Origin of the sequence: Anatilimnocola aquadivae, assembly GCF_049819085.1 — a bacterium.
In the GTDB taxonomy this organism is placed as follows: Bacteria; Planctomycetota; Planctomycetia; order Pirellulales; family Pirellulaceae; genus Anatilimnocola.
The window spans coordinates 2102212-2125174 of record NZ_CP187419.1; the positions used below are offsets into that span (position 1 = coordinate 2102212).

A 22963-nucleotide genomic window follows, 5' to 3' on the forward strand; every position below is an offset into this window, starting at 1 on the left:
CCCAGCGTCGATCCATTCCGGGGCAGACCGGAACAGACTTCCTCCTGGGATAAGTCGTCGGTAAACAGGACTTCAAAGGCCTGTCGAAAGCTCGCCATCGTCGGCGACAAGAGAGCGAGGAATCGTTGCCTCGCCGGGAACCTCTACGCAAGTTCGCCGGCGGTGGTTCGACGGAAATGCAGAAGGAAGAACGCAGAATGCAGAATGACGGATACTGTGGCCTCGCTTTCTCATTCTGCGTTCTGCATTTTGCATTCTGCATTTCGTACAATGCATCGAAAACTTTTGACAGGAGAAGACATCATGCCCGCCCCGCGCCCCCTCGATCGTGTCTTTGATAGCTGCATTGTCGCCGTGATTCGCGCGGAAAGTGGCGAAAAACTGGTCGACGTGGCCGAAGCTTTGCTGGCCGGCGGCGTCGAGGTGATGGAAGTGACTTTTACGGTCCCCAAAGCCGTGCAGGTCCTCGAACGAGTCGCCGATAAACTGGGCGATCGCGTACTGCTGGGTGCAGGGACGGTGCTCGACCCGGAAACCTGTCGAGCGGCCTTTCTGGCGGGTGCACAGTTCATCGTTTCGCCCACGGTGAACGTGCAGGTCATCGAGATGTGCAAACGCTACAGCAAGCTGGTCATGCCCGGGGCCTTCACGCCCACGGAGGTCGTCACGGCGTGGCAGGCCGGGGCTGATATCGTCAAAATCTTCCCCTCCGAGATCACCGGACCGAAGTATCTGAAAGCCCTGCATGGCCCGCTGCCACACATTCGGCTGATGCCCACGGGCGGCGTGAATCTGGAAACCGCGGCCGATTTTCTCAAGGCCGGGGCCTGTGCCCTCGGCGTGGGTAGTTCGCTCGTCGATCCGAAATTGGTCGCGACCGGCGATCTGAAGAAAATCGAGAACCTCGCCCGGCAATATCAGCAGATCGTGAAGGAATACCGTAGTAAGTAAATGTTCCCAGGTAACCCGAAGCGTTAGCGAGGAGAGCGTTTCGGTGGTCGGCACATTCGATGCCCATATAATTCGTTCGTTCAGGTCCACTCTGCCGAACCGTTCTGGCTTCGACGACAGCATCAAGCACCAAACATCGCTCTCCTCGCTAACGCTTCGGGTTTCCTAATTCTGCGACGAAACCATGCCCATTCAATTCACCTGTCCCTATTGCGGCGAGACGACGCTGGTCGACGATCCTTTCGCCGGCCATACGGGCCCCTGCGTGAATTGCGGCAAGCTGGTTACCGTCCCCACGGGCGCTCCTCGCTATTCGCTACGTACCGCCGTGCAAGGTGTGCAGCGCAGCAACTGGCAAGCGGCGGTGGTCCTCTCGGTGTTTCTGCTGGGCCTGGGCATTGCCGCCTATGCGTTTTATCAGTCCATCGGCAAGCCGGCGCTGGTCGCTGCCCAGCAGTCTTCGGCCCAGCGCACCTGCGCGAGCAATCTCAAAAAATTGGGCCAGGCCTTGGCTGCTTATCATGCGCAGCACGGGTCTTATCCGCCGGCTTACACGGTCGACGCCACGGGCAAAAAACTGCATAGCTGGCGAGCGCTGATTCTGCCTTATCTGGGCCCCAGCGAAGATTCCCTCTATCAACAATTGAACCTCGATTTGCCGTGGGATGATCCTCGCAACATGATGGTCGCCAAGCACATGCCGAGAGTCTTCGCCTCACCACTCGATCCCAACTCGCTCTCTTCGCAAGAGAGCAACTATAAAGTGATCGTTGGGCCAAAGTCGGCTTTTCCGGAAGCCGTCGATCCCAAAACCGGTAAGCCCGTGGCCAGCGGTCGCACCCAGAGCGAGATCATCGACGGTCTGCAAAACACCTTGCTCGTCGTCGAAGTCGTCTCGAACGGCAAGAGTTGGCTGGAGCCCGACGACCTCGATTTTGGGATGATCGATTTTCAAGTCGGCGGCGATATCGGCGGCAGCCATAACAACGGCGCGAACGTGCTCACGGCCGATGGCGAAGTCTACTTTCTTTACAACACCACTCCCTCCGCCGAAATCGAAGGGATGACCACCGTCGCCGGCGGCGAGAACGTCCTGCTGCCCGATCCGGAATAGCCGCGCACTGGCGGGGTTACGGTTCCGGTTCCTGTACCAGCGCGAGACGCATAGTATTGGCTATGGGTTCATCGCGCCAGTGCGCCTTTTCATGACACCCTCTCGGGCATCCCAATGGCACTTTCTCAACCAATCACCCCAGAGCAACAGTCATCGCCACCAACGTGACAAAGCCCTAGCGCCGGGCGGTCAACCGATTCAGATAGGCAAAGCTGGAGACCACGGCCCAGACGAGAGCGATCACCGTGGCGGCCAGACAACTGAAGGCAAATCGTTCCAGCTGTTGATTCGGCACCAGGTAGAACGCGACCGCAGCCGCGGCAATGACGATTCCGGCGACCAACAGTCGCCAACCAGCAAACGTATTCGCCGCATACCAGATCGCTGGATCTTCCAGCGTGGCCTTCACCCGAAACCCGTACAGCGGGTTCGGGTTGATCCAGCCCTTGATCAGCGGAATCGCCAGGGCGGACATCAACAGGCCAGTAGTGATGTAGATGCAGAGGAGCAGGAGCATAGCGGAGGTCGGAGGTCGGAGGTCGGAGGTCGGAGGTCGGAGGTCGGAGGTCGGAGGTCGGAATGCTAGAGTTTGGTTGGCTGTGCTTTGTACTCAAAAAATGTTACTGCGACTGAGCGTAGCTATTTCCCGCGACGTTCTGGCTTGATGAGAATCTCACCGAGGTCATTGTCGCCTGGCTTGATGTCGACGGTCAGGCGACCAAGTTTCCACGCATGCGCTTCGTCGGACCGTTTAACTTTGGTGAGATAGCCGCTTCGTTCGTGCCAAAAGGTGAAAGTGTGATTGCCAACCGGCAAGTTCCGGATGGTCAGTTTTCCGTTCGAACCGGAAACGCCGACGTAGGGATGATCTTGGATGAGAAAATAGCAAGTTGCCCACGAGCGAATCAGGGAAGACATCGGATAGGGGCGATTCTCGCTGCGGTCAAACGCATAAGACTTACTATTGCCAGCTGCGATGATGTCCACGATCGGTGGATTGGCAAAGGGATCGACCTGGAGGTCTAAGCTCGACGAAGATGCGTTCTCGACCTTCAGCGATTGTCTTGTTTGCAGTACCGTGATACGCGGTTCGAATTGAAGGCCCGCGGTGAAAGTAGTGGTGACAGGTTTCGTCCGCTGTTCCGCATACATCGGGTGAATGTCCATTGCCGGGGCATCTTTCTCTCGGCGCAGCCAACAGACCACATTGGCGACTCCTTTCGTGGCGAGATCAACTTCTATGGAGCGATCGACGATCATGACGCCCAGCGCAACCGGCCGCGGAATCGCTACTGGAGGGATACCATCGTAGATAAATGTTGCCTGGAGATTTCCCCAATGCTGCTCGTCCTTCTTGGCCGCGGGCTCTTCTGCCAACAAGGGAAGGATAGCGGCCACCACAAATGCAGCAGCAAGGCATGCTTCGAGTCGTCGCATGGTTATGACTCTTCGTGGGCGAAGGAATGGAGAGAAGCCCGGCTGTCATTCTAGCGGATCGCACCGGCGCGCCGTCTACATTCATCTTGCTTGCCAAGGCGGTTCTATCGACAATCAGTGCCTCGTAAATCTCATCACAAGTAGATGGCTGGTTCAGTCCGCGGACTGAGGGAGTGGGGCGATGCAGGCTGCTTTGTTACTGGTCGCGGTGTTGCTGGGGGCCGAGAACGACCCGGCCAAACAGGAAGCGTTGCCGCCGTTCACGCTCGAACAGCTCGCTGCCGGCGCGAAGAACGATGCGTTTGTCGATGAGCATCTGAAAGACCAGACGCTGCAGATTTTCGGCACTGTCAAGCTCATTGAACGGATGCCCAGCGAAGACAAGCAAGACCCGAAGTATCGGGTGATCTTCGAACGAACGGGGCACGAACAGCGGGCAATGGACGTGATGGTCGCTTTGTATTTCGATGCCAAAGCACGAAAGGATCTAGCTCTGCTCGAACCGGGCGTCAGCAAGATCACGGTTCAGGGGCGTTGCGCGTCGACCGAGATGCAGTCGCAAGACAAAGGCTTGCTCTTCATCTTGCAGATAAAGGACAGCAAGCTCGTCGAAACACCGGATAACCTTTCCGGTGCTGCTCTGCCGCCACAGTCAGGCCCGCGAATCATTCCGAATCCCACGCTGGCGCCGCCCTTCGAGCCTGGGACAGTTCCGCCAGGGATCCGCTTGCCGACACCTCCGCCGCCACCAGCACCGCGGCGAGATCCGTAGCGAGTGTTGGCCGCTACTTAGCAATCCCCAGCGAGAGTCCAGGCGCGGGGAGTTGGCTGTTTCCCATCAAAAACTCATCGATGGCACGAGCAGCACCCCGACCTTCATTGATGGCCCACACTACCAGCGATTGACCTCGGCGGCAGTCGCCAGCAGCGAAGACCTTCGGAACTGTGGTGCTGAACTTGCCGTGAGCTGCCTTGTAGTTGCTGCGCGGATCGTATTCGATGCCCAGCAATTCTGACGCATACTGCTCGGGGCCCTTAAAGCCCATCGCCAGCAATACCAGGTCGGCCGGATAGAACTTATCCGAGTTCGTCAGTTCCTTGAGCTTCCACTGACCGTCGACCTTGTGCCATTCAACCTGCACGGTTCGAATGCCCGCGACGCGGCCGTTTTCATCGCCGACGAATTCTTTGCTCATCACGCAATACGCGCGGGGATCGGCGCCAAACTTGGCAGCGACTTCCTGATGGCCGTAATCGGTGCGGTAGATGCGCGGCCATTGCGGCCACGGATTGTCTGGCGCGCGATCTTTCGGGGGCTGAGGCAGCAGTTCAAAATTCACCAGGCTCTTGCAACCATGGCGCATCGACGTGCCGATGCAGTCGGTGCCGGTGTCACCACCGCCGATGACGATGACGTTCTTGTCCTTGGCGCTGATGTACTGCTCGTCCGCGAGCTTGCTATCGAGCAGGCTCTTGGTGTTTGCCTTGAGGAACTCCATCGCGAAGTGAATGCCATCGAGACCGCGGCCACTGATCGGCAGGTCGTTGGGCTTGGTCGCGCCCGTGGATAGCAGCACCGCGTCGTTATCTTGCATCAACTGTTGCGGGTCGACGTAGTTCTCCGAATCCTTGTTGCCGACGTCTTGATTGGTCAGGAAGGTAATACCTTCATCGCGCAGCAGTTGCACGCGCCGTTCGACGACACCCTTGTCGAGCTTCATGTTCGGAATGCCGTACATCAGCAGCCCACCAATGCGGTCAGCCCGTTCGTACACGGTGACCAGATGGCCAGCTTTGTTAAGCTGAGCAGCGGCGGCGAGGCCGGCAGGTCCGCTGCCAATCACGGCTACCTTCTTGCCGGTTCGGCTCGGCGGCGGTTCGGGCTTCACCCAGCCTTCAGCAAAGCCGCGGTCGATGATCGCGTTCTCGATGTTCTTGATCGTCACAGCCGGATCGGTAATGCCGAGCACACACGAGCCTTCGCAAGGTGCCGGACATGCACGGCCGGTGAACTCGGGAAAATTGTTCGTCTTGTGCAAGCGATCGAGCGCTTCGCGCCAGCGCCCGCGATAGACCAGGTCGTTCCACTCGGGAATGAGATTGTCGATCGGGCAGCCCGTATCGCTTTGGCAGAACGGCACGCCGCAGTCCATGCACCGCGCGCCCTGTGTCTTCAGGTGCTCTTCCGGCGGCAACGTGAAGATTTCGCCGTAGTCGCCTAGTCGCTGCATCGGGTCGCGATACGGAACGGCTTTGCGTGGAAATTCTTTAAATCCGGTTGGTTTACCCATGGCAGTATGCTTTGTTCAGTATCGGAATCAAGGAACGACGTTCACCGGAGTTTGGTCGTTGAGGAGGTAAAAGCGGAAGTGACTATCAAAGGTGAAGATGGTGGCTTCGTCCAGGTTTTCGGCTGCAGAGATGAGCGACGCGTCGGCAAAGTCCATCGGAGCATCACGATACTTCGACATCAGTTCCTTCATTCGCTCGCTGTCTGCGGTCCGGCTTTCATGAATGTCCAGAACTTCCTGCTCGACCATTCGAAAGAGTGCATCTTGAGCGGTCCATCCGCCAGATCGACCGACCATGTACATCGCTTCGGTGAAGCAGCTCCAGGTTGTGATGAACTGCACATTGACGCAAGCTCTCACAAATTCCACGGCTCGCGAGTGATATTCATCAGTACGCAGCACCAAAGCGACGAGCGGCCCTGTGTCGCACAGCATTAGAGGCGTCCCTCACGCTGTTTCTGCTCTAAGTAGTCGGTGAATTTCTCGCTTGTGTTCTTCGATGCATCAGGATCGGTCCCTTCCACGCAGCCGATAAAGTCCTTCAGCCGGTCATACAAAGTTTCGCCCGGTTTGGGCGGAACTCGCTCGCGGCGTTCGAAAGGGCGAAACTGCATCTCGAGGAGCTTTTCTGGAGTGACTCCCGCTAACGCCGCTGTGGCGGCAATTGCGTCAAAAGTCTCATCCGGAAGTTCAATGGTTTTGCTCATGAGCATTTCTCCTTCGAACCCCATTATCGTCCGTTCGGCACGCCATGCACGCCCGCTTCGACTTCTTCGTCGTGGCGGGCACGGTCGCGCAGCACGCGTTTATAGTCGGTGGGCATCACCTTGACGAACTGAGCCGTGCTGTCGGGCCAGTTAGCGAGGATCTTCTCGGCCACGGTCGAGCCCGTGTACTTGAAGTGCTGCTCGATCAAGTTGAGCAGTTCGGCGACGTCTTCCGGAGCCTCGACCTTTTCGAGTTCCACCAGACCAAGATTGCACTTGGCGGTGAACTCGTCATTCGGGTCCCAGATGTAGGCAATGCCACCACTCATCCCCGCTGCGAAGTTACGCCCGGTCGGACCAAGCACCACCACACGACCGCCGGTCATGTACTCGCAACCATGATCGCCCACGCCTTCGATGACCGTTTGCGCACCGCTGTTGCGAACGCCAAACCGCTCGGCCGCACGACCGCGGAAGAAGGCCTGGCCACTCGTGGCACCATACAGCAGCACGTTACCGACGAGGATGTTGTCTTCCGCCTTGAAGGAGCTGACCTTAGGCGGATAGATCACGATGCGACCACCACTGAGGCCCTTGCCTACGTAGTCGTTAGCGTCCCCTTCGAGTTCCAGGTAAACACCCTTGGCGAGGAACGCACCAAAGCTCTGGCCGGCGGAACCGGTGAACTTGATGTGAATCGTCCCATCCGGCAGCAAGTCTTCGCCCCACCGCTTGGCAATCTCGTGGCTGAGTGTGGTGCCCACGGTGCGGTTGGTATTGATGACCTTGCTCTCGAACTTCACGTGCTCGCGGCGATCGATCGCGCGGCGAGCCTTGCGAATCAAATCGTTGTCGAGCGACAGATCGAGCTGATGATCTTGCTTGCGCGTGCAATAGACTTCGACATCGGGATGCGGCTTGGGAGCCATGGTCAACAGCGGAGTGAGATCGATGCCGCGCGCCTTCCAATGCGAGATCGCGCCGTCAGTTTCCAGGCAGTCAACTCGCCCAATCAACTCGTTGAAAGTGCGGAAGCCCAACTGAGCCATGATCTGGCGCGCTTCTTCAGCCACCATGAACAAGTAGTTGATCACATGCTCAGGCTTGCCCATGAACTTCTGTCGCAGCACCGGATCTTGTGTCGCGATGCCGACGGGGCAAGTGTTCAAGTGACACTTGCGCATCATGATGCAACCCAGCGTGACGAGCGGCGCGGTCGAGAAGCCAATCTCTTCAGCCCCCAGCATCGCGGCAATCACAACGTCGCGGCCCGTCTTGATTTGACCGTCCGTTTGCAGCACCACACGGCTGCGCAGGTCGTTCATCACCAGCGTTTGGTGCGTCTCGGCAATACCGAGCTCCCACGGCAAGCCCGCGTGCTTGATGCTGGTGAGGGGCGAAGCACCCGTGCCCCCCGTATCACCGGCGATCAGGATGTGATCGGCATGAGCCTTGGCCACACCCGAAGCGATCGTGCCGACACCCACTTCGCTGACGAGCTTCACACTGATGCGGGCAGCAGGGTTCGAGTTCTTCAGGTCGTAGATCAACTGCGAGAGATCTTCGATCGAATAGATATCGTGATGCGGCGGCGGGCTGATGAGACCGACGCCGGGAGTCGAGTACCGAATCCGCGCGATGTTCTCGTCGACCTTGTGACCCGGCAGTTCACCACCTTCGCCCGGCTTCGCGCCTTGGGCCATCTTGATCTGCAACTCGTCGGCATTGGTCAAATAGTTGATCGAAACGCCAAAGCGTCCCGAAGCAACCTGCTTGATCGCCGACCGCTTGCTGTCGCCATTGGGCAAAGGCTGGAAGCGTTCGGGGTCTTCGCCACCTTCGCCCGTGTTGCTCTTGCCGCCAATGCGATTCATGGCAATCGCCAGCGATTCGTGCGATTCGGCCGAGATGCTGCCGAAGCTCATCGCGCCAGTGCAGAACCGCTTGACGATGCTAGTCGCCGGCTCCACTTGCGAGATCGGAATCGGTCCGTGGCCGACCTTCTCTTTGAACTTGAGCAAGCCGCGGAGCGCGCTTTTGCGAGTCGCATCTTCGTTGGTGTGCTTGCTGAACTTCCAATAAGCGTCGGCGTTGTTTTCGCGAGCAGCGGTTTGCAGATCGGAAATCGATTGCGGATCCCACATGTGCCGTTCGCCATCGGCCCGCCAGTGATACTCGCCAAAGTTCGGCAGCACCGGCAAACGCTGTTGATCGCGGCTGGGATAGCCAATCTCGTGACGACGCAAGGCTTCTTGCGCGAGTACTTCGAAGCCGACGCCCTTGATGCGACTGGCGGTACCAACCAGACAGCGGTCGATGATTTCGCTATCGAGTCCGACAGCCTCGAAAATCTGTGCGCCCTTGTACGATTGCAGCGTCGAGATGCCCATCTTCGACATCACCTTGAGCATGCCCTTGGCCACCGCCTTTTGATAGCCATGCACAATCTTCTCGTCGGAGTATTCGGCCGGCAGCAGGCCTTCGCGCTGAGCATTCCAGAGAGCTTCGAAGGCGAGGTACGGGTTGATGCCGTCGGCACCGTAACCCACGAGCAGGCAGAAGTGATGCACTTCGCGAGCTTCGCCCGTTTCGAGAATGATGCCGATCTGCGTCCGCTTGGCCTGTTTCACCAAGTGATGATGCACCGCGCCACAAGCGAGCAGCGAACTGAGCGGAACGCGATCAACTCCCGAGGCACGGTCCGACAAGACAACCAGCGAAAATCCATCGGCGATGGCCTGCTCGGCTTCCGCGCAAATGCGATCGAGCGCAGGGAGCAGGCCAGCAGTCCCTTCCTTGCGGTCCCAGGTGATGTCGATCGTCTTGGTCTTCCAGCCGCGATGATCGAGGTGCTTGATCGCCGCAAGTTCTTCGTTGCTGAGAATCGGGTGCGGCAGCATCAGGCGATGGCAATGCTGCTCGGTGGTCGCGAGCAGGTTACGCTCGGGGCCGATATAGCACTCCAGCGACATGATGACTTCTTCGCGAATCGAGTCGATCGGCGGATTCGTCACCTGCGCGAACAGTTGCTTGAAGTAGTCGTAGATGATGCGCGGCTGGTCACTGAGGACCGCGAGCGCCGCATCGTTGCCCATCGAGCCGAGCGGATCGCGCTTTTCGGCAACCAGCGGCAACAGCATGAACTGCATTGTTTCGACGGAATAGCCGAAGGCCTGCATCCGCTGCTCGAGCGTTTCGGGGTCGAAGCCATGCGCTTCTTCACCAACGGGAAGGTCACGCAGTTCGATCCGCTGATTGCGGAGCCATTCGGCATAAGGCCGCTCGTTCGCGATGCTCTTCTTCAGTTCGTCGTCGGGAATGATACGGCCTTGCTCGAAGTCGACGAGGAACATGCGGCCCGGTTGCAGGCGTCCTTTTTCCTTCACCAGTTTCGGATCGATCGGAATCACGCCCACTTCGCTGGCCATGATGACGCGATCGTCGGTGGTGTAGTAATAGCGACTGGGACGCAAGCCATTGCGGTCGAGCGTGGCACCGATATAGCGACCATCGCAGAACACGACCGACGCAGGGCCGTCCCACGGCTCCATCAAACAGCTGTGGTACTCGTAGAAGGCCCGCTTGTTCTCCGGCATCGATTCGTGGTTCTGCCACGCTTCGGGAATCATCATCATCACCGCTTCGGGCAGGCTGCGGCCAGCCATCAGCAGTAGTTCGAGCACGTTGTCGAACACGCCCGAGTCGCTCGTGGTGGTATCAGTGATCGGCAGCAGTTTTTTCAAGTCTTCGCCGAACAGCTCGCTCTCCAGCTGACCTTGCCGTGCGGTCATCCAGTTCACGTTGCCGCGGAGCGTGTTGATTTCGCCGTTGTGCGACATGAACCGCATCGGCTGAGCGCGCTCCCACGAAGGAAACGTGTTCGTGCTAAACCGCGAGTGAACCATCGCCAGATGGCTGGTGTATTCAGGGTTGAGCAGGTCCGGGAAATAGAGCGGTACTTGCGGCGCGGTGAGCTGTCCCTTGTAGATGATGATCCGTGACGAAAAGCTGCAGACATAATACATGTGCCGCTGCGTGAGATTGTCTTTGCGCACGGCATGAAAAGTCTGCTTGCGAATCAAGTACAGCTGACGGCAGAAGGTCGTACGATCGTCGTTTTCGCTGGCCGTGACGAACAGTTGCTCGATGACCGGCTCGCCCTTCATGGCCGTCGGACCAACGTCGGCGAGCGTAGGATTGGTAGGCACGGGGCGCCAGCCAACGACGTTCTGGCCTTGTCGTTTGACGTACTTTTCGAGCGTCTTTTTGCAGATCTCGCGCTCGGCGGCATCTTTGGGCAGAAACACCATGGCGATGGCATAGCGGCCGATCTCGGGGAGCGTGGCCATGAACAGGCGTTGCGCTTCGGCGCGAAAGAACTCGTCGGGAATGGCCGTGAGAATGCCCGCGCCGTCGCCGGTGTTCGTCTCGCAGCCACAAGCGCCGCGATGATCCATGTTCTTGAGTGCTTCGAGTGCATCGCGCACGATGCTGTGGCTGCGATGCCCCTTCAAGTGCGCAATGAAGCCCACGCCGCAGCTATCCTTTTCGAAAGCTGGGTCGTACAAGCCTTGCTTTTTGGGCAATCCGTTTTCGAATTCAATCGTCATGGCACACCTGCCTGGAGCCACTGCGACGAGCTGTCGTGCGGGCACAGTTCGTCGCGGCGGCAGAGTTACGAAACTTTGGGCCGCTCGGCAATTGCCACTCGCGAAGCCGTTGCTTCGTCAGGCATTGCCGCCGCGCCATCTTCACCGTGCAACCGACGAGCTGACGAAACGTCAGTGGTCGCCACATCCGTGTCGTCTTGCTCATCTTCTTGATCGAGCGTGGCTATTTCGAAAGCGCTATCGAGCGCTGCATTTTCAGAAACTGCGTTTTCGGAAACCGTATCGAGCGTTGCGGTCGCCGGATGCTTCAGCAGCGACTGCATAAAGCGCTGTGCCGTTTGGCCCAGCTCTTTGCCGCGTCGCTGAATAATACCAATGGGCCGCTTCAGATCGGTCCCCGTCAATGGGCGAGCGACTAAGGCACCGGCAGCCAACTCTCGATCGACCGTCGGCTGCGGCAACAAGCTGATGCCGGCATCGATCTCGACAGCGCGCTTGATCGTTTCGGTATTGTCGAATTCCATCGAGACGCGCACTTCGACACCGGCATCTTCCAGCGCCCGATCGATCTCCGCGCGAATCTCCAGGTCACTTTCGAAAGCGACCATCACCTGGTCTTGCAAGTCTTGCAGCGTGACCCGTTCTTTTTGCGCGAGCGGATGCGACGGAGCACAGACCAGCACCATCGGCTCTTCACGCCACAAGGTTGCTTTGATTGCGCGGGTCGAACGGGGAAAGCTGACGAGCCCCAGGTCGACCTGATCGGTCTCGACCAGTTCGTAAACACGATGCGGATGCTGATACTGCACGCGCACATTTGCCTTGGGGTGCAACTTGAGAAAGCTCTGCACAAAGCGGTTCATGTGCGAGAGGCCGATGGAGTAGATCGAGGCGATGCTGACTCGGCCAGCCACTTCGGCATGTAAGGTGCGCACTTGCTCTTCGAGTGCGAAGTATTGCTGCACCATCTTCCGGCAGCCGTCGTAATAGACTTCGCCTTCGGGGGTTAGTTGAAACGGCCGGCGAGTGCGGTCAAGCAACTTGACGCCCAATTCTTCTTCCAGCGTGTTGACCACCTGGCTTGCGCCCGACTGCGAAATGCCGTTCTCGGCCGCTGCGCGGGAAAAGCTCCGCCGCCCGACGATATCGCAGAACAATTTCAGCGATTTGAGTTGCATGGCAGCAGTAACGGGGAGGAGGAGGAACAAACTGCGACGAATCACCCCCGGTGATAATAGGGTGACATTAATTCAGCGAAAGATATGACAGAATATTCGCCGCTGGGTTCGCGGTCAATTACCAATTCCGAATTTTGTCGTACCCAGTATTAGTCAAACTGCTTTTGGCAGGCACCCCCTCAGTGTGCAGCCAGCTGCCCTTGGACCTTTTCAGGCATCGACAACGGTGGATAACTTGCCGTTATTCGCAACCAGATTTGGCTCTGTGAATCGTGTGAGTGGATATGAATAAGATTGCGGTGCCGGCGGGATTTACTTCCGGTGAGGCAAGATTCAGCTGTTCCGGAGGAGCTGGGTAAAATCAGCCCCGTAATAAATTGTAAGGGTTTCGTGTCTGGCGGCATGTTGCCGTGGCGTGGCTGTGATCTTGCCGTTCCGCGGACAGTAGCTCAGCAGGCATCGCGCTGGCACGGAACGGCTACTTGCAATACGACCAAGTTCTCTCCCGAAGCAGCCCAAGGCGTCACGGCAACCCGCTAAATCGCTAGCGACCGCACCCAAATGTGCGGATTCTGCTTTCGATTCGTCCCAAAACTATTGGCGGGTCTTGCAATACAGAGAACAATAGACCGTTGAACAACTAGGCTGTCCGCCACTTGTTCCTCCCTCCTTGTTAGGCACCGAAATGGATGATTCTGGCTCCCGAGCCATCCGAACTCGATTTGAACAAGCAGGTCGCCTGGCCTCGGCTGGCCAGTGGAGCGAAGCGGCCGCGTTGTACGCCGAGTGCGTGAGTGGCGAGCCCGCGAATGCCGATTTCGCATGTGCCTGGCTCGTGGCCCTCGAACGGGCGCCCGCCCCTCAGCCTTTGGATGAGCGGGCTTCTTCCTTTGCGGCACTGTCGCGTTTGGCCCAGGATGAGAATTGGGATCAGGTGTTGCTGCGGGCCATTCCTTTGCTGCAAGAGTTTCCGCGCCGTGTCGAATTGCTGAAAACAATCGCCACAGCGGCCGCCTCGCTGGGGCATTTTGAAGCTGCCGACTGCTACCTGGAAGTCGCCGTCAGGCTGGCTCCCGACCAGGCCGACGTCCTTCGTCAGCGGGCGAAACTGCTCGCCCAATTGCGTCGCTACGACGAAGCTCTGAGCACGTGGATGAATGTCGAACGCGTTTCGCCCGAAGATGCCGGCGCTGCCGGAGCCATCGCTTCGCTGGCCATCGAGCGAAGCCGCCGTCGCAACGGGCTGAAGCGTCGCAGCGAAGACTATCGTGCAACCGAACCCAAGCCCCGTGTTCGCCCCGAGCCTGCTAAGCCGGCCGACCGCGTGTTTGGCTCGCTGGCGATGCCAACGACCACCAGCGCGCCGGTGCCCCGCACGCTTGTTCAAGAACTGGAAATGGCGGTGCGCGAGTTCCCCTCGCACCCACAAAACTATCTGCAACTCGCGCCGCTCTACTTGGAACGAGGTCGCGATCAAGATGCTGAGCGAATGCTCAATCGCGGCCGCGCTGCAACCGACAATCACCCGCAGGTCGTTGCCCTGTGGGAAGAAGTGGCGATGAAGGTCTCGGAAGAGCGTGTCGCCCTGGCTCGTCAGGACGCGCAAGAACATCCTACGGAAGTCACCCAGAACGCTCTTGCTCAAGCCTTGCGTGAGCGGGACAAGCTGGAGATTGCGGTGTTTCAATCCCGCAGCCAGCGACAACCGGAGAACCTGGCGCTGCAGTACGAACTGGGCGTGCGACTCAAGCGCGCCTCGAAGCTGCGCGAGGCAATCAAGCATTTGACAGCCGCGCTGGGCGACCCCATCGAACGAGCCCCGGCGGCCTTCGAACTGGGAGAGTGCCTGTTGCAACAAAGCGAAGTGGCTCAGGCGATGCACTACTTTCGCCAGGCAGCAGAAACCGCTCTCGCCGAGCAAGCCACCATGCGCAAGCAGGCGCTGTATCAATTGGGCGTACTCGCCATGCGGATGAAGCTGCTCAAAGCGGCCGTTCGCTATCTGAAAGAACTGCTGCGGATCGATCCCCGTTTCCGCGATGCGGCCCAACTGCTGCAAAGCATTCAGCCTGCACCGGGCACCAACGCGCTTCCGCCCTCGCCGGGCGAACGTCGCATCGCCAGCAGCACACCAATGGCGTAATTAGTTTCTGGCTACAATCGGCAACATGGCCAGAAGACATTCGAAGCGACCGCCACGATCGAAGCAGATTCCGTTTCTCGTTGCTCTCGCCGTGAGCGACAAATTCGGCAACGCCTTGAGTCGTACTTTTGCTGTGTGGCGGGTGATGCTACTCGCCGTGCTCGGCCCCTTGGCGTTGCTGGCCTCGTTGTTTGTAAGCGATTCGCTCACCTTCTTCCTAATCCCATTTGGCATCTTCGCTATTCCGCTGGCGATTGCCTTGTGGCTGGCAATCCGCTGGCTCGATCAACGCAAAGCGTGGCCGCTATTGAAAGATCGACGCAACATCGACTTTCGCGTGTGGTGATCAATAGACCGGTGCCAGGATCTAACTGCTGGCTTCTTTTTCGTCTTCGGATTGGACCTCGTCCTGCTTCACCTCAATCCGCAGGTTGGCGTCGGAAGCGGGCTCTGGGAGTGCCGCAGATTTCAAGTGAACAAGTACCAGAGTGAAGGTGGTGCTTTGGGCCGCAGCGGGGCGAATCTGCAAGCCGGGAATGTTGTCGTCGGTCCAGGCGACGAGGCGCATATCGCCGGGGAGCAGTTGCAATTGCTTGGCGGCCAGTTCCGAAAGGCGATGCAAGCGCACGCGATTCTCATCATCCGGGGTCGCATCGGTCGACATCATCGCCGAGTTGTTCCACTGGGGCACCCAGGGACTCTGTTGCTTCGCAAAGTTTAGTTTGACGGTCGCGCCCGGTTGGATATCGGGAAAGTACGCCGTTTCGATTTCGCCATCGGCGCGACGGCGAAGGATGCCCGCGTGTCGCAGCAAAAACTGGCTGCCGTTCTCGAGTTGCCACCCTTTGTCTTCGTTGCCAGTTACTTGAAACGCGGCGTCGAGTGGAATCATCTGCTCAACATGGACCTTGCCGGTTGAATTCGAGTTGACGTAGACATCACTCAGTTCGATCGTCTCGTCTTGCGTCAAAGCCACATCGTCAGCATTGCGCGTGATGTGCCTTTGATGATTGGCTCCCAAGGCCAGCGGCAAGGCGAGGGCGTTAGGATCTTCAAACCGCAGGTCGTAGTTGGTCGAGAGCGAGGTATAGAGCGCAGTGAACCGCGTGACGTGAGCCCGCGGATAGCCCGCGTGCGATTCGAGCAGCGCAATCTCGGTCCGGCTGCGCGCAAAACCGATATCCAACTGCGCGAGTCGCACCACGGAAACCGCGCCGATCACGGCAATGATCGGCGCCGCGACCCAGGCATATTCCACGCGGCCGATTAGCCAAAAAAAGAACCAATTCAGGGGAACGAGCACCAGCAGATAGACGGCCAGTGTTTGAATCACAAACTCGGAGCGGGGGATCTTGATTCCCGAGGCGTCGTTGAGCGCGGCCACCGCCGCTTCCGCAGCGCCGCTGAAATCGTTCCAGCCTCCGACGCCCGAGAGTTGATCGGACTGATAGCCGGCAAAGCGATAGTCTGCGATGCCTCCCGGCGCGATATTCACATTGCGCGCGCGTTCGCGTTCCAGGCGATCGATCTCGGCCTGGCGCAGTTGCTCGTCGGTGGCGAAGCCGACCACAGGCGGCACGATCGCGGGATCGGCCGGCAAAGGAGGCAGAGGCGGGCCCGGCGGCTGTGGAAAGCGGCGGTTCCTGCGTGGGCCCGGCGCATTGGTGAGCGGATCAATCGGATTGCTGGGCAAAGATGCTGACGGCGTGACGTTACCGTGGCCGATATCGCGGCTGAAGTAGCGCAGGGTTGTTGCCAGGCGCGGATCGTCCACGCGCGCGGGCATCATCGGGCCGTGCCAGCGAACATGCAAATCTCCCAGGCCGTTGCTATCGACCGCAAAGCTGCGGGCCGGTCGCCGCAGCAGAACAGCGTTGAAGAAATTATCGCGACTGGCCCAATAGCGAAACGGAAACGCCGACAGCGGAAACGCCGTCGCGACGATGCGCCCCTGGCCGATTCGCCGCTCGATCACCAACTCGCCTGTGTTCGGCAGCCACTCGGCCTCAGCATGCTTGAGGAGTTCGACGCCCACCAGCGGCTTCCCTTCTTGCACTTGAATCGTGGTCGGCTTGCGCAGATTCTTTGAAGTGGTGGGTACCGACCAATGCTCGTTAATCTCCTTCAGCTGATCGTTGCCAATTTCGAGTGCTTTGCCGCTCTCCGCGGGCAGGTAAGGTTCGAGAAAGGTCTGCTTAAGCCGATCGAGCGAGTTCGGTCCACTCACAATCAGCTGACCGCCCCAATGGAGCCAGTCGAGCATCGCCGCCTGTTGTTCAGCGGTGAGGACCGTGGGATCGACATCATCCCAAACGATGTAGGCGATCATCGTCCACGCCAGCGGATGCTTCGGCAGCGGCACACTTTTATCGACTCGCGGCAACACTACCTGGTAGAACTTATTGATGCGGCGATCTTCGAACGAGCCGGCCAGATCGGTGTCTTGCAACTGCACGCTGTCGAGTTTGGTCAGGTCGACATACGACGAATTGTTCTTCGCCAGCACCACCATGTAGTACTCGTGCTCCAGCAGCGAGTTGCCGGCGACATTCACCATTTCTGGCAACCGCGACGTTCGCGTGGCCCGCAGTTCCGTTCGCAGCGAATACGATTTGCTCAACAGGTTGCCGCGCTTGGGCAAGTAGAACATCGTTTCAAAACGCTTCTGCTGGCCCTTGGGCAACGATGCGGGGCGCAAGATGCTCAGGCGAAAGTCGGTATGCTCGACATCCAGCGGATCCTCGTTTTGATCCATGGCGAACGTGCGCAACTCGCCCTGAAAGTCGAAGTTGTTTGCCTTCGCGGGCTGGATGGCAGCGATCCAATGCCCGGGCTTGGTGAAGAACACCACCTTGGGCGAGCTTTGCTTGTTTGGAGCGTCGGGGTTCTCTTCGAGCTCTTGTCCGGATTCGTTCGGCAAGATGATCGTCGGCGGAACATCAAAATCCATCTTGGGCTTTTCGGCGAGCTTCTTTTTCTTCTTCTCTTTTTCGGCTTGCTCTTCCTCGGCCGTCAGTTTTTTGCCATTGGCATTCGACGACCAGCAGCCGCGACAGCCTGCGAGTGGCAGCAGAAACAATGTCACCAGCAGCCAAATTAAGAAGGCGTGACGCCGTGCGGATGCTGCCGCAGAGGAATAATTCGCCGAGGAAACAGATGCTGAGTCGGTCCGCGAGTGCACAAGCCGCATACGCTCTTTCCGCAGCCTGCAGAGGGAAACGATTGCAGGCCAGTTGTGAAAAATGACAAGGTGCTGAGATCGCGGGCGAACCTCGCAGACGGAAAGAGGCACGCACAACCTAGCCCCCCAAGTTTACGGCCCCGAATCGCAGCAGAAAAGCCATGCCGCTTAACTTGCTCACCCCCGCGAACAGTTGCAGCTGGCACTTTCAGCCGCGACACTAAGTGACATTCGCCTTTCCCTGAGCCGGCAGCGTCCGTGCATGGCTCAGGAAATACTGGGAGCACGTATGAACCACCATCGGCCGCTGTTCTTCGCTGCACTGTTGGCTTTCTTGGGTTCGGCCGTTTCGTTTGCCGACGATCAGGCTGTTCCACTTGGTCCCGAGCAAATCAAAGGGGCCATCGATAAGTCGCTGCCGCTCTTGGTGGCGGGGGCGAAGGGTTCGCTCGAACAACGGAAGCAGTGCTTTACCTGCCACAACCAGGGCCTACCGATTTTCGCCCTGACGACTGCCAAAACGCGCGGCTATGCCATCGACGAAGAACACCTGCGGGCCCAGTTAGCGCACACGGCTGCTTTCCTTGAGAAGAACAAGGCCCGTTATCTCGAAGGGAAAGGTCAGGGTGGCCAAGCCGATATGGCTGGCTACGCGCTGTGGACTCTCGCCGCCGACAGTTGGCCCAGCGATGAAGTGACGACCGCCGTCGCCGAGTATTTTCTGCTCTTCCAAAAGGATAGCGACCACTGGCGCTCGGTTTCGAATCGCCCGCCGACCGAAGCCAGTCCCTTTACCGCCACGTATGTCTCGCTCTATTCATTACAGGCCTATGGCACGACCGAACAACAGCCTCGCATCGATGCCCGGCGAGATCAGGTCCGCAGGTGGCTGCTGAGTGCGGAAGCCAAAGACACCGAAGATCACGTCTTCCGCTTGCGATCCCTCGAGATCATCGATGCACCCGCGGAAGCAATCGCGAGCGCGAAAGAAGCTCTGCTCAAGTTGCAACGAGCCGATGGAGGCTGGGCTCAACTAACGGCGCTCGAGAGCGACGCTTATGCCACGGGCTCTGCACTCGTCGCACTGCACGAAAGCGGCAGTCTCCCCACCAGTGATGCCGCCTATCAACGAGGCCTGCGTTTTCTCCTTCAGCAGCAACAAACCGATGGCTCGTGGCATGTGAAGTCCCGCAGCAAGCCCTTTCAGGCGTACTTCGAATCGGGCTATCCGCACGGCAAAGATCAGTTCATCTCCATCGCCGCCGGCAGTTGGGCCACCATCGCGCTGCTGCTCGCCTTGCCCGAAGATGTGGCCAAACCCGATTACGACCTGGTGATTCGCGGCGGACGCATCGTCGATGGCACTGGCAATCCGTGGTTCAGCGGCGATGTTGCCATTCGTGATCAAAAAATCGTGGCGATCGACCGCGTGATTGCCGGCAAGGGAAAAAAAGAGATCGATGCCCAGGGGCTCGTCGTGGCTCCCGGTTTCATCGATATGCATTCGCACTCCGACACGCTCTTGCTGGAAGATGGTCATGCTCAGAGCAAGATTCGCCAAGGTGTGACCACCGAAGTGCTCGGCGAAGGATCTTCGTCGGGGCCCTATCTCGGCAAACTCGATCCGCTGAAGGCCAAAGTCAGCGGTAAGGAGCGAGAACTGCGCCGACTCACCGATTACTTTCAGGCCTTGCAAGACAGCAAGATGTCGGTGAACGTCGCCACCTACGTGGGGCTCGATAACGTCTGGCAATCGGTGATGGGCAAGTCGTTCGAGCGTCCCACGCCCGAGCAGTTCGCCGAAATGAAACAACTCCTCGCGCAAGCGATGGACGATGGTGCTTTCGGGATGTCGACCGCCCTGGCGATGCCGCCAGGCTCACTCGCCACAACCGACGATCTGGTGGAGCTGTCAAAGGTCGTGGCCGCCAAGGGTGGCATCTTCACAACGCACAATCGCAACGAAGGGACCGGCGTCTTCGAGGCCATCAAAGAGGCCATTGCCATTGGCGAGCGCGCCAAGATCCCCGTCGACATCATTCACCTCAAGATCGCCGATCAGGAGTACTGGGGGCGCATGAAGGAAATTGTGCAGCTCATCGAAGAGGCTCGCGCGCGGGGCGTGAATGTGCAAGCGAATGTCTATCCCTACACGCGCGGCAACAACAACCTCGCGAGCATTATTCCGCCGTGGGCTCACGAAGGGGGACGTGCCCAGCTCCTATTGAGGCTGAAGGACGTCAAGAATCGTGAACGGCTGAAACGTGAAATCACCAGCGGACTGCCGGGTTGGTACAACCATTACACAGCAGTCGGCGGCGATTGGAGCCGCATGCTCATCAGCGGTGGTGGCGCGTACCAGGGACTGACGATGGATCGCGTGCAGGCGATGAAGACCGAAGGAAAATCACCGCCGCCGGAACCGCTCGACGTACTGTTCGATCTACTTCTCGAAGAAGGTGGTTCGGTTCCGACCGTCTATGCGCATCACACTGAGGCCGATATGAACCTGGCTCTTTCGCAGCCCTGGTGCTCGATCGGTTCCGATGGCTCGGCCTATGCCGCCGAAGGTCCGCTGAAGCGAGGCAATCCTCACCCGCGCAATTTCGGTACCTTTCCGCGCGTGCTCGGCGTCTACGTTCGCGAGGCCAAGCTCCTCAAGCTGGAAGATGCCGTCCGGAAGATGACTTCGCTCAACGCCGCCAAGATCGGCCTGCGTGAGCGGGGCGAACTGCGGCCCGGCAACTTCGCCGATCTCACCCTCTTCGACGCCGACCGCGTCCTCGATAAATCGACCTACACCGAACCCTTCGCCTACAACGACGGCATCGAGTACGTCATCGTCAACGGCCAACTCGTTCTCGACCGCGGTAAGCACAGCGGCGCGATGCCTGGGCAAGTGCTGCGGCATGGACCAGCGAAGGGAGTTCACTCTAAATGAAACCGTGGATCAGACATCATTTGGGCGATCAAACTGTCAATTGCAGAGGCGTATTCGTCCTGGGCCTTTAGCGACCTGCGAAATCGCTGGCAGGCGACTAGAAAACGGTCGAATGCAATCGAGTTATCTAGGGCAACGAAATTGAATGCTTCCAGAGGCTCAAACAGTTCATCTGAATCAGTATCCTCGGAGGGATGTCCAAAATACTCTTGCTTTACTTTGAGCATCAAGGGGTAAAATACTCTACTCGCGATACTCCAAATGTTGTTCTCAGAAATTATCACACTACCTGACATTGATATCACCTCATTTCCGTGCTGACTGGACCCGTGCTGCGAAAGAGGCCCGGGAGCAATGCCCGGTCAACTGCTGAGGCATGGATCTCGTAAATAAGTCTCGTATTCTTTCACGCTTGCCTAGCATGGCGATAGATGGCCTGCACGATTGGAATCGCGATTTTGGTGGTTGCCGCGAAGCGGTTCAAAAACTGCCCCACGCCTTGGGCGTGAAGACCTGACGCAAAGTAAAGCCTTAACCCTGCCAACTTAACGAAAGAACCTCTCCATGCAACGCCGAGACTTTGTTCGCAATTCGCTGATTGCCGGTGTGTCGCTCTCGTGCCTAACGCCGCGGGGCGTGCTCGCGGGCGAAGAGGTGAAGGTGAGCGACAAGCAGCCTTACAAGCTGAGCCGCGATGTGCCGACGAAGTTTTACGACGGCAAGACTTGCTGGTGTCATCCCCGGGCAGGGATCGTGCCCGGCGCGGGCAAAGAGAGTGCGCCGCGGGTGGTGATGACCATGAACACGCTCGACGTGAATGGGAGCGACGTGTTCAAAGCGGTGTACTCGCTGCAGACTGATGATCTGGGCAGAACCTGGACGAAGCCCACCGACCAGGCACCACTCAAGCCCCGAACGGAAACCATCAACGGAGTGGAACGCCCGGTCGCCCTTAGCGATTGCTGGCCAACGTGGCATGCTGCTTCGAAGACGCTGCTCGGCACCGGGCATGATGTAGTCTACACGCCCGATTGGAAGGTGAAGGACCCGCGCCCGCGCAGTACGACCTATTCGACCTACGATCCAAAGACCAGCACCTGGTCGGAGTGGGCTCGCATGCCCCTCGCCGGTGAGCAGTTCAAAAACGCCGGTCCAGGTTGCGTGCAACGCTACGACGAGGAAGATGGTTCGATCCTGCTCCCCATCTATTACAAGCCGGAAGGGAAGAGCTCACGTGTGACGGTCGCTCGTTGCCAGTTCGATGGCAAGGAGCTGAAGTTTCAAGAGCACGGCAATGAACTCTCGATTGATGACAAGACGCGCGGGTTGCACGAACCGTCTATCACCAAGTTCCAAGGCGAGTATTTTCTCACCCTCCGCAACGATAAGCTGGGCTTCGTCGCGCGCAGCAAAGATGGCCTGCAGTTCGGGCCGATCGAGCCTTGGAAATTCGACGATGGTAGCGACCTCGGCAACTACAACACGCAGCAACACTGGGTCACGCACTCCGACGCCTTGTATCTGGCCTACACCCGCAAGGGAGCCAACAACGATCACGTCTTTCGGCATCGCGCGCCGCTGTTCATAGCGCAAGTCGATCCCAAGAAGCTGCGCGTGATTCGCGCGACCGAACAGGTTCTCGTACCCGAACGTGGCGCGCGGCTCGGCAACTTTGGCGTGACGCAGGTCAGCCCGCACGAAACGTGGGTGACCGTTGCCGAATGGATGCAAACGTGGGGACCGAACCACATCATGGCTGTCGACAACAAGTACGGCAGCGATGGCAGTGTCTGGGTCGCCCGCATCCAGTGGAACCAAGAGAACAAGGCGTTTCGCAGTTAGTCGCTCCCTCACAACCAACAACGGCCCCGCGCTCGCGCAGGAACGCGGGACCTGATGGTTGATTGGCGATCAAACGATCGGACGTTGCGCGCGACTACTTCGCGCAGCAGTCGGTGCCGCAAGCCACAGCCCGCTCGTTAGCGGGCGTCTTAGCCGCAGGCTTTTGGACTGCGGAATCGCAGCAAGCGCCGCTGGCACAGCAGGCCGCGTCACAGACGCAAGGGCCGCCAGCATCGCAATCGCAGCCTAATTCCACGCACTGGCAATCCGCGCAAACACAGGCCGCGCCGCAGCAGCAGCCGGCTTGTGCAGACTTCGCGGTATCGGCCGAAGTGTTGCCCGCAGTGACGAAACCCAACAGCGCAGCGAGAGTCAATAGAAACCAAGACATGAGAAATCTCCTGAGAAACATGTGTTCAAAAACAGTTCGAAAAACACATGCGCACGAGCACAGAGCGTCTGCGCCGCGCGCTCAGGATCGATTAATTCCGCCAGACACAAAAGGCGATCTGTACGGAGGGTCCTCGCGCTGGAGGACCGAAAGAAGGCAACTGACAACCATCGGGCA

General features: G+C 58.6%; 16 protein-coding genes. 7 read left to right on the forward strand and 9 right to left on the reverse strand.

Annotated elements, in window-relative coordinates:
- Positions 1–303: 303 nt before the first annotated feature.
- A complete protein-coding gene (locus NA78x_RS08380; RefSeq protein ID WP_425617984.1) occupies positions 304–951 on the forward strand; it encodes a bifunctional 4-hydroxy-2-oxoglutarate aldolase/2-dehydro-3-deoxy-phosphogluconate aldolase in 648 nt (215 codons plus the stop codon).
- A gap of 184 nt (positions 952–1135) precedes the next feature.
- Positions 1136–2065, forward strand: coding sequence for a DUF1559 domain-containing protein (locus tag NA78x_RS08385; protein ID WP_425617985.1), 930 nt, complete (start codon positions 1136–1138; stop codon positions 2063–2065).
- Positions 2066–2240: 175 nt separating this feature from the next.
- Here the strand turns inward: NA78x_RS08385 and NA78x_RS08390 are convergent, their stop codons facing one another.
- Both NA78x_RS08390 and NA78x_RS08395 read right to left on the reverse strand, forming a co-directional pair.
- Entirely contained in the window at positions 2241–2582 is a 342-nt protein-coding gene (locus NA78x_RS08390) for an SdpI family protein (RefSeq protein ID WP_425617986.1), read from the reverse strand.
- Between the two features lie 122 nt (positions 2583–2704).
- A complete protein-coding gene (locus NA78x_RS08395) occupies positions 2705–3502 on the reverse strand; it encodes a hypothetical protein (RefSeq protein ID WP_425617987.1) in 798 nt (265 codons plus the stop codon).
- A gap of 181 nt (positions 3503–3683) precedes the next feature.
- Between NA78x_RS08395 and NA78x_RS08400 the strand changes: the two genes are divergently transcribed.
- Positions 3684–4274 carry a hypothetical protein gene (locus NA78x_RS08400; RefSeq protein WP_425617988.1) on the forward strand — a complete coding sequence of 197 codons (591 nt, stop codon included), beginning with the start codon at positions 3684–3686 and terminating at the stop codon, positions 4272–4274.
- 13 nt (positions 4275–4287) lie between these two features.
- Here the strand turns inward: NA78x_RS08400 and NA78x_RS08405 are convergent, their stop codons facing one another.
- The 5 genes from NA78x_RS08405 to NA78x_RS08425 all read right to left on the reverse strand — a co-directional run bounded on the left by NA78x_RS08405 (position 4288) and on the right by NA78x_RS08425 (position 12288).
- Entirely contained in the window at positions 4288–5793 is a 1506-nt protein-coding gene (locus tag NA78x_RS08405) for a glutamate synthase subunit beta (RefSeq protein ID WP_425617989.1), read from the reverse strand.
- 27 nt (positions 5794–5820) lie between these two features.
- Positions 5821–6228 (reverse strand): type II toxin-antitoxin system VapC family toxin, encoded by a 408-nt coding sequence (locus NA78x_RS08410; RefSeq protein WP_425617990.1) that lies wholly within the window; start codon positions 6226–6228, stop codon positions 5821–5823.
- Entirely contained in the window at positions 6228–6500 is a 273-nt protein-coding gene (locus NA78x_RS08415; protein WP_425617991.1) for a hypothetical protein, read from the reverse strand. Before NA78x_RS08415 ends, NA78x_RS08410 begins: the two co-directional genes overlap by 1 nt.
- A gap of 23 nt (positions 6501–6523) precedes the next feature.
- Positions 6524–11110 carry a glutamate synthase large subunit gene (gene gltB / locus NA78x_RS08420; protein WP_425617992.1) on the reverse strand — a complete coding sequence of 1529 codons (4587 nt, stop codon included), beginning with the start codon at positions 11108–11110 and terminating at the stop codon, positions 6524–6526.
- Between the two features lie 65 nt (positions 11111–11175).
- Positions 11176–12288 carry a LysR family transcriptional regulator gene (locus NA78x_RS08425; protein WP_425617993.1) on the reverse strand — a complete coding sequence of 371 codons (1113 nt, stop codon included), beginning with the start codon at positions 12286–12288 and terminating at the stop codon, positions 11176–11178.
- A 685-nt stretch (positions 12289–12973) separates the two neighbouring features.
- On the opposite strand from NA78x_RS08425, the gene NA78x_RS08430 reads away from it, so the two are divergent.
- A complete protein-coding gene (locus NA78x_RS08430) occupies positions 12974–14431 on the forward strand; it encodes a tetratricopeptide repeat protein (protein ID WP_425617994.1) in 1458 nt (485 codons plus the stop codon).
- A gap of 25 nt (positions 14432–14456) precedes the next feature.
- A complete protein-coding gene (locus NA78x_RS08435) occupies positions 14457–14777 on the forward strand; it encodes a hypothetical protein (RefSeq protein ID WP_425617995.1) in 321 nt (106 codons plus the stop codon).
- 21 nt (positions 14778–14798) lie between these two features.
- On the opposite strand, the gene NA78x_RS08440 is transcribed toward NA78x_RS08435, so the two are convergent.
- Positions 14799–17516, reverse strand: a complete 2718-nt coding sequence (locus tag NA78x_RS08440; protein WP_425617996.1) for a hypothetical protein — start codon at positions 17514–17516, stop codon at positions 14799–14801.
- Positions 17517–17901: 385 nt separating this feature from the next.
- Here NA78x_RS08440 and NA78x_RS08445 point away from each other — a divergent pair, with 385 nt between their 5' ends.
- Both NA78x_RS08445 and NA78x_RS08450 read left to right on the forward strand, forming a co-directional pair.
- Complete coding sequence (locus tag NA78x_RS08445; RefSeq protein WP_425617997.1) at positions 17902–20553, forward strand: amidohydrolase family protein; 2652 nt, start codon at positions 17902–17904, stop codon at positions 20551–20553.
- A 564-nt stretch (positions 20554–21117) separates the two neighbouring features.
- Positions 21118–22395, forward strand: coding sequence for an exo-alpha-sialidase (locus tag NA78x_RS08450; protein WP_425617998.1), 1278 nt, complete (start codon positions 21118–21120; stop codon positions 22393–22395).
- Positions 22396–22489: 94 nt separating this feature from the next.
- On the opposite strand, the gene NA78x_RS08455 is transcribed toward NA78x_RS08450, so the two are convergent.
- Positions 22490–22786 (reverse strand): hypothetical protein, encoded by a 297-nt coding sequence (locus NA78x_RS08455; protein WP_425617999.1) that lies wholly within the window; start codon positions 22784–22786, stop codon positions 22490–22492.
- Between the last annotated feature and the right edge of the window lie 177 nt (positions 22787–22963).

Bases quoted from the DNA above. Each gene is read 5' to 3' on its own strand.
- NA78x_RS08380 (WP_425617984.1), top strand. From the start codon at position 304: ATGCCCGCCCCGCGCCCCCTCGATCGTGTCTTTGATAGCTGCATTGTC.
- NA78x_RS08385 (WP_425617985.1), top strand. From the start codon at position 1,136: ATGCCCATTCAATTCACCTGTCCCTATTGCGGCGAGACGACGCTGGTC.
- NA78x_RS08390 (WP_425617986.1), bottom strand. From the start codon at position 2,582: ATGCTCCTGCTCCTCTGCATCTACATCACTACTGGCCTGTTGATGTCC.
- NA78x_RS08395 (WP_425617987.1), bottom strand. From the start codon at position 3,502: ATGCGACGACTCGAAGCATGCCTTGCTGCTGCATTTGTGGTGGCCGCT.
- NA78x_RS08400 (WP_425617988.1), top strand. From the start codon at position 3,684: ATGCAGGCTGCTTTGTTACTGGTCGCGGTGTTGCTGGGGGCCGAGAAC.
- NA78x_RS08405 (WP_425617989.1), bottom strand. From the start codon at position 5,793: ATGGGTAAACCAACCGGATTTAAAGAATTTCCACGCAAAGCCGTTCCG.
- NA78x_RS08410 (WP_425617990.1), bottom strand. From the start codon at position 6,228: ATGCTGTGCGACACAGGGCCGCTCGTCGCTTTGGTGCTGCGTACTGAT.
- NA78x_RS08415 (WP_425617991.1), bottom strand. From the start codon at position 6,500: ATGAGCAAAACCATTGAACTTCCGGATGAGACTTTTGACGCAATTGCC.
- gltB (WP_425617992.1), bottom strand. From the start codon at position 11,110: ATGACGATTGAATTCGAAAACGGATTGCCCAAAAAGCAAGGCTTGTAC.
- NA78x_RS08425 (WP_425617993.1), bottom strand. From the start codon at position 12,288: ATGCAACTCAAATCGCTGAAATTGTTCTGCGATATCGTCGGGCGGCGG.
- NA78x_RS08430 (WP_425617994.1), top strand. From the start codon at position 12,974: ATGGATGATTCTGGCTCCCGAGCCATCCGAACTCGATTTGAACAAGCA.
- NA78x_RS08435 (WP_425617995.1), top strand. From the start codon at position 14,457: ATGGCCAGAAGACATTCGAAGCGACCGCCACGATCGAAGCAGATTCCG.
- NA78x_RS08445 (WP_425617997.1), top strand. From the start codon at position 17,902: ATGAACCACCATCGGCCGCTGTTCTTCGCTGCACTGTTGGCTTTCTTG.
- NA78x_RS08450 (WP_425617998.1), top strand. From the start codon at position 21,118: ATGCAACGCCGAGACTTTGTTCGCAATTCGCTGATTGCCGGTGTGTCG.
- NA78x_RS08455 (WP_425617999.1), bottom strand. From the start codon at position 22,786: ATGTCTTGGTTTCTATTGACTCTCGCTGCGCTGTTGGGTTTCGTCACT.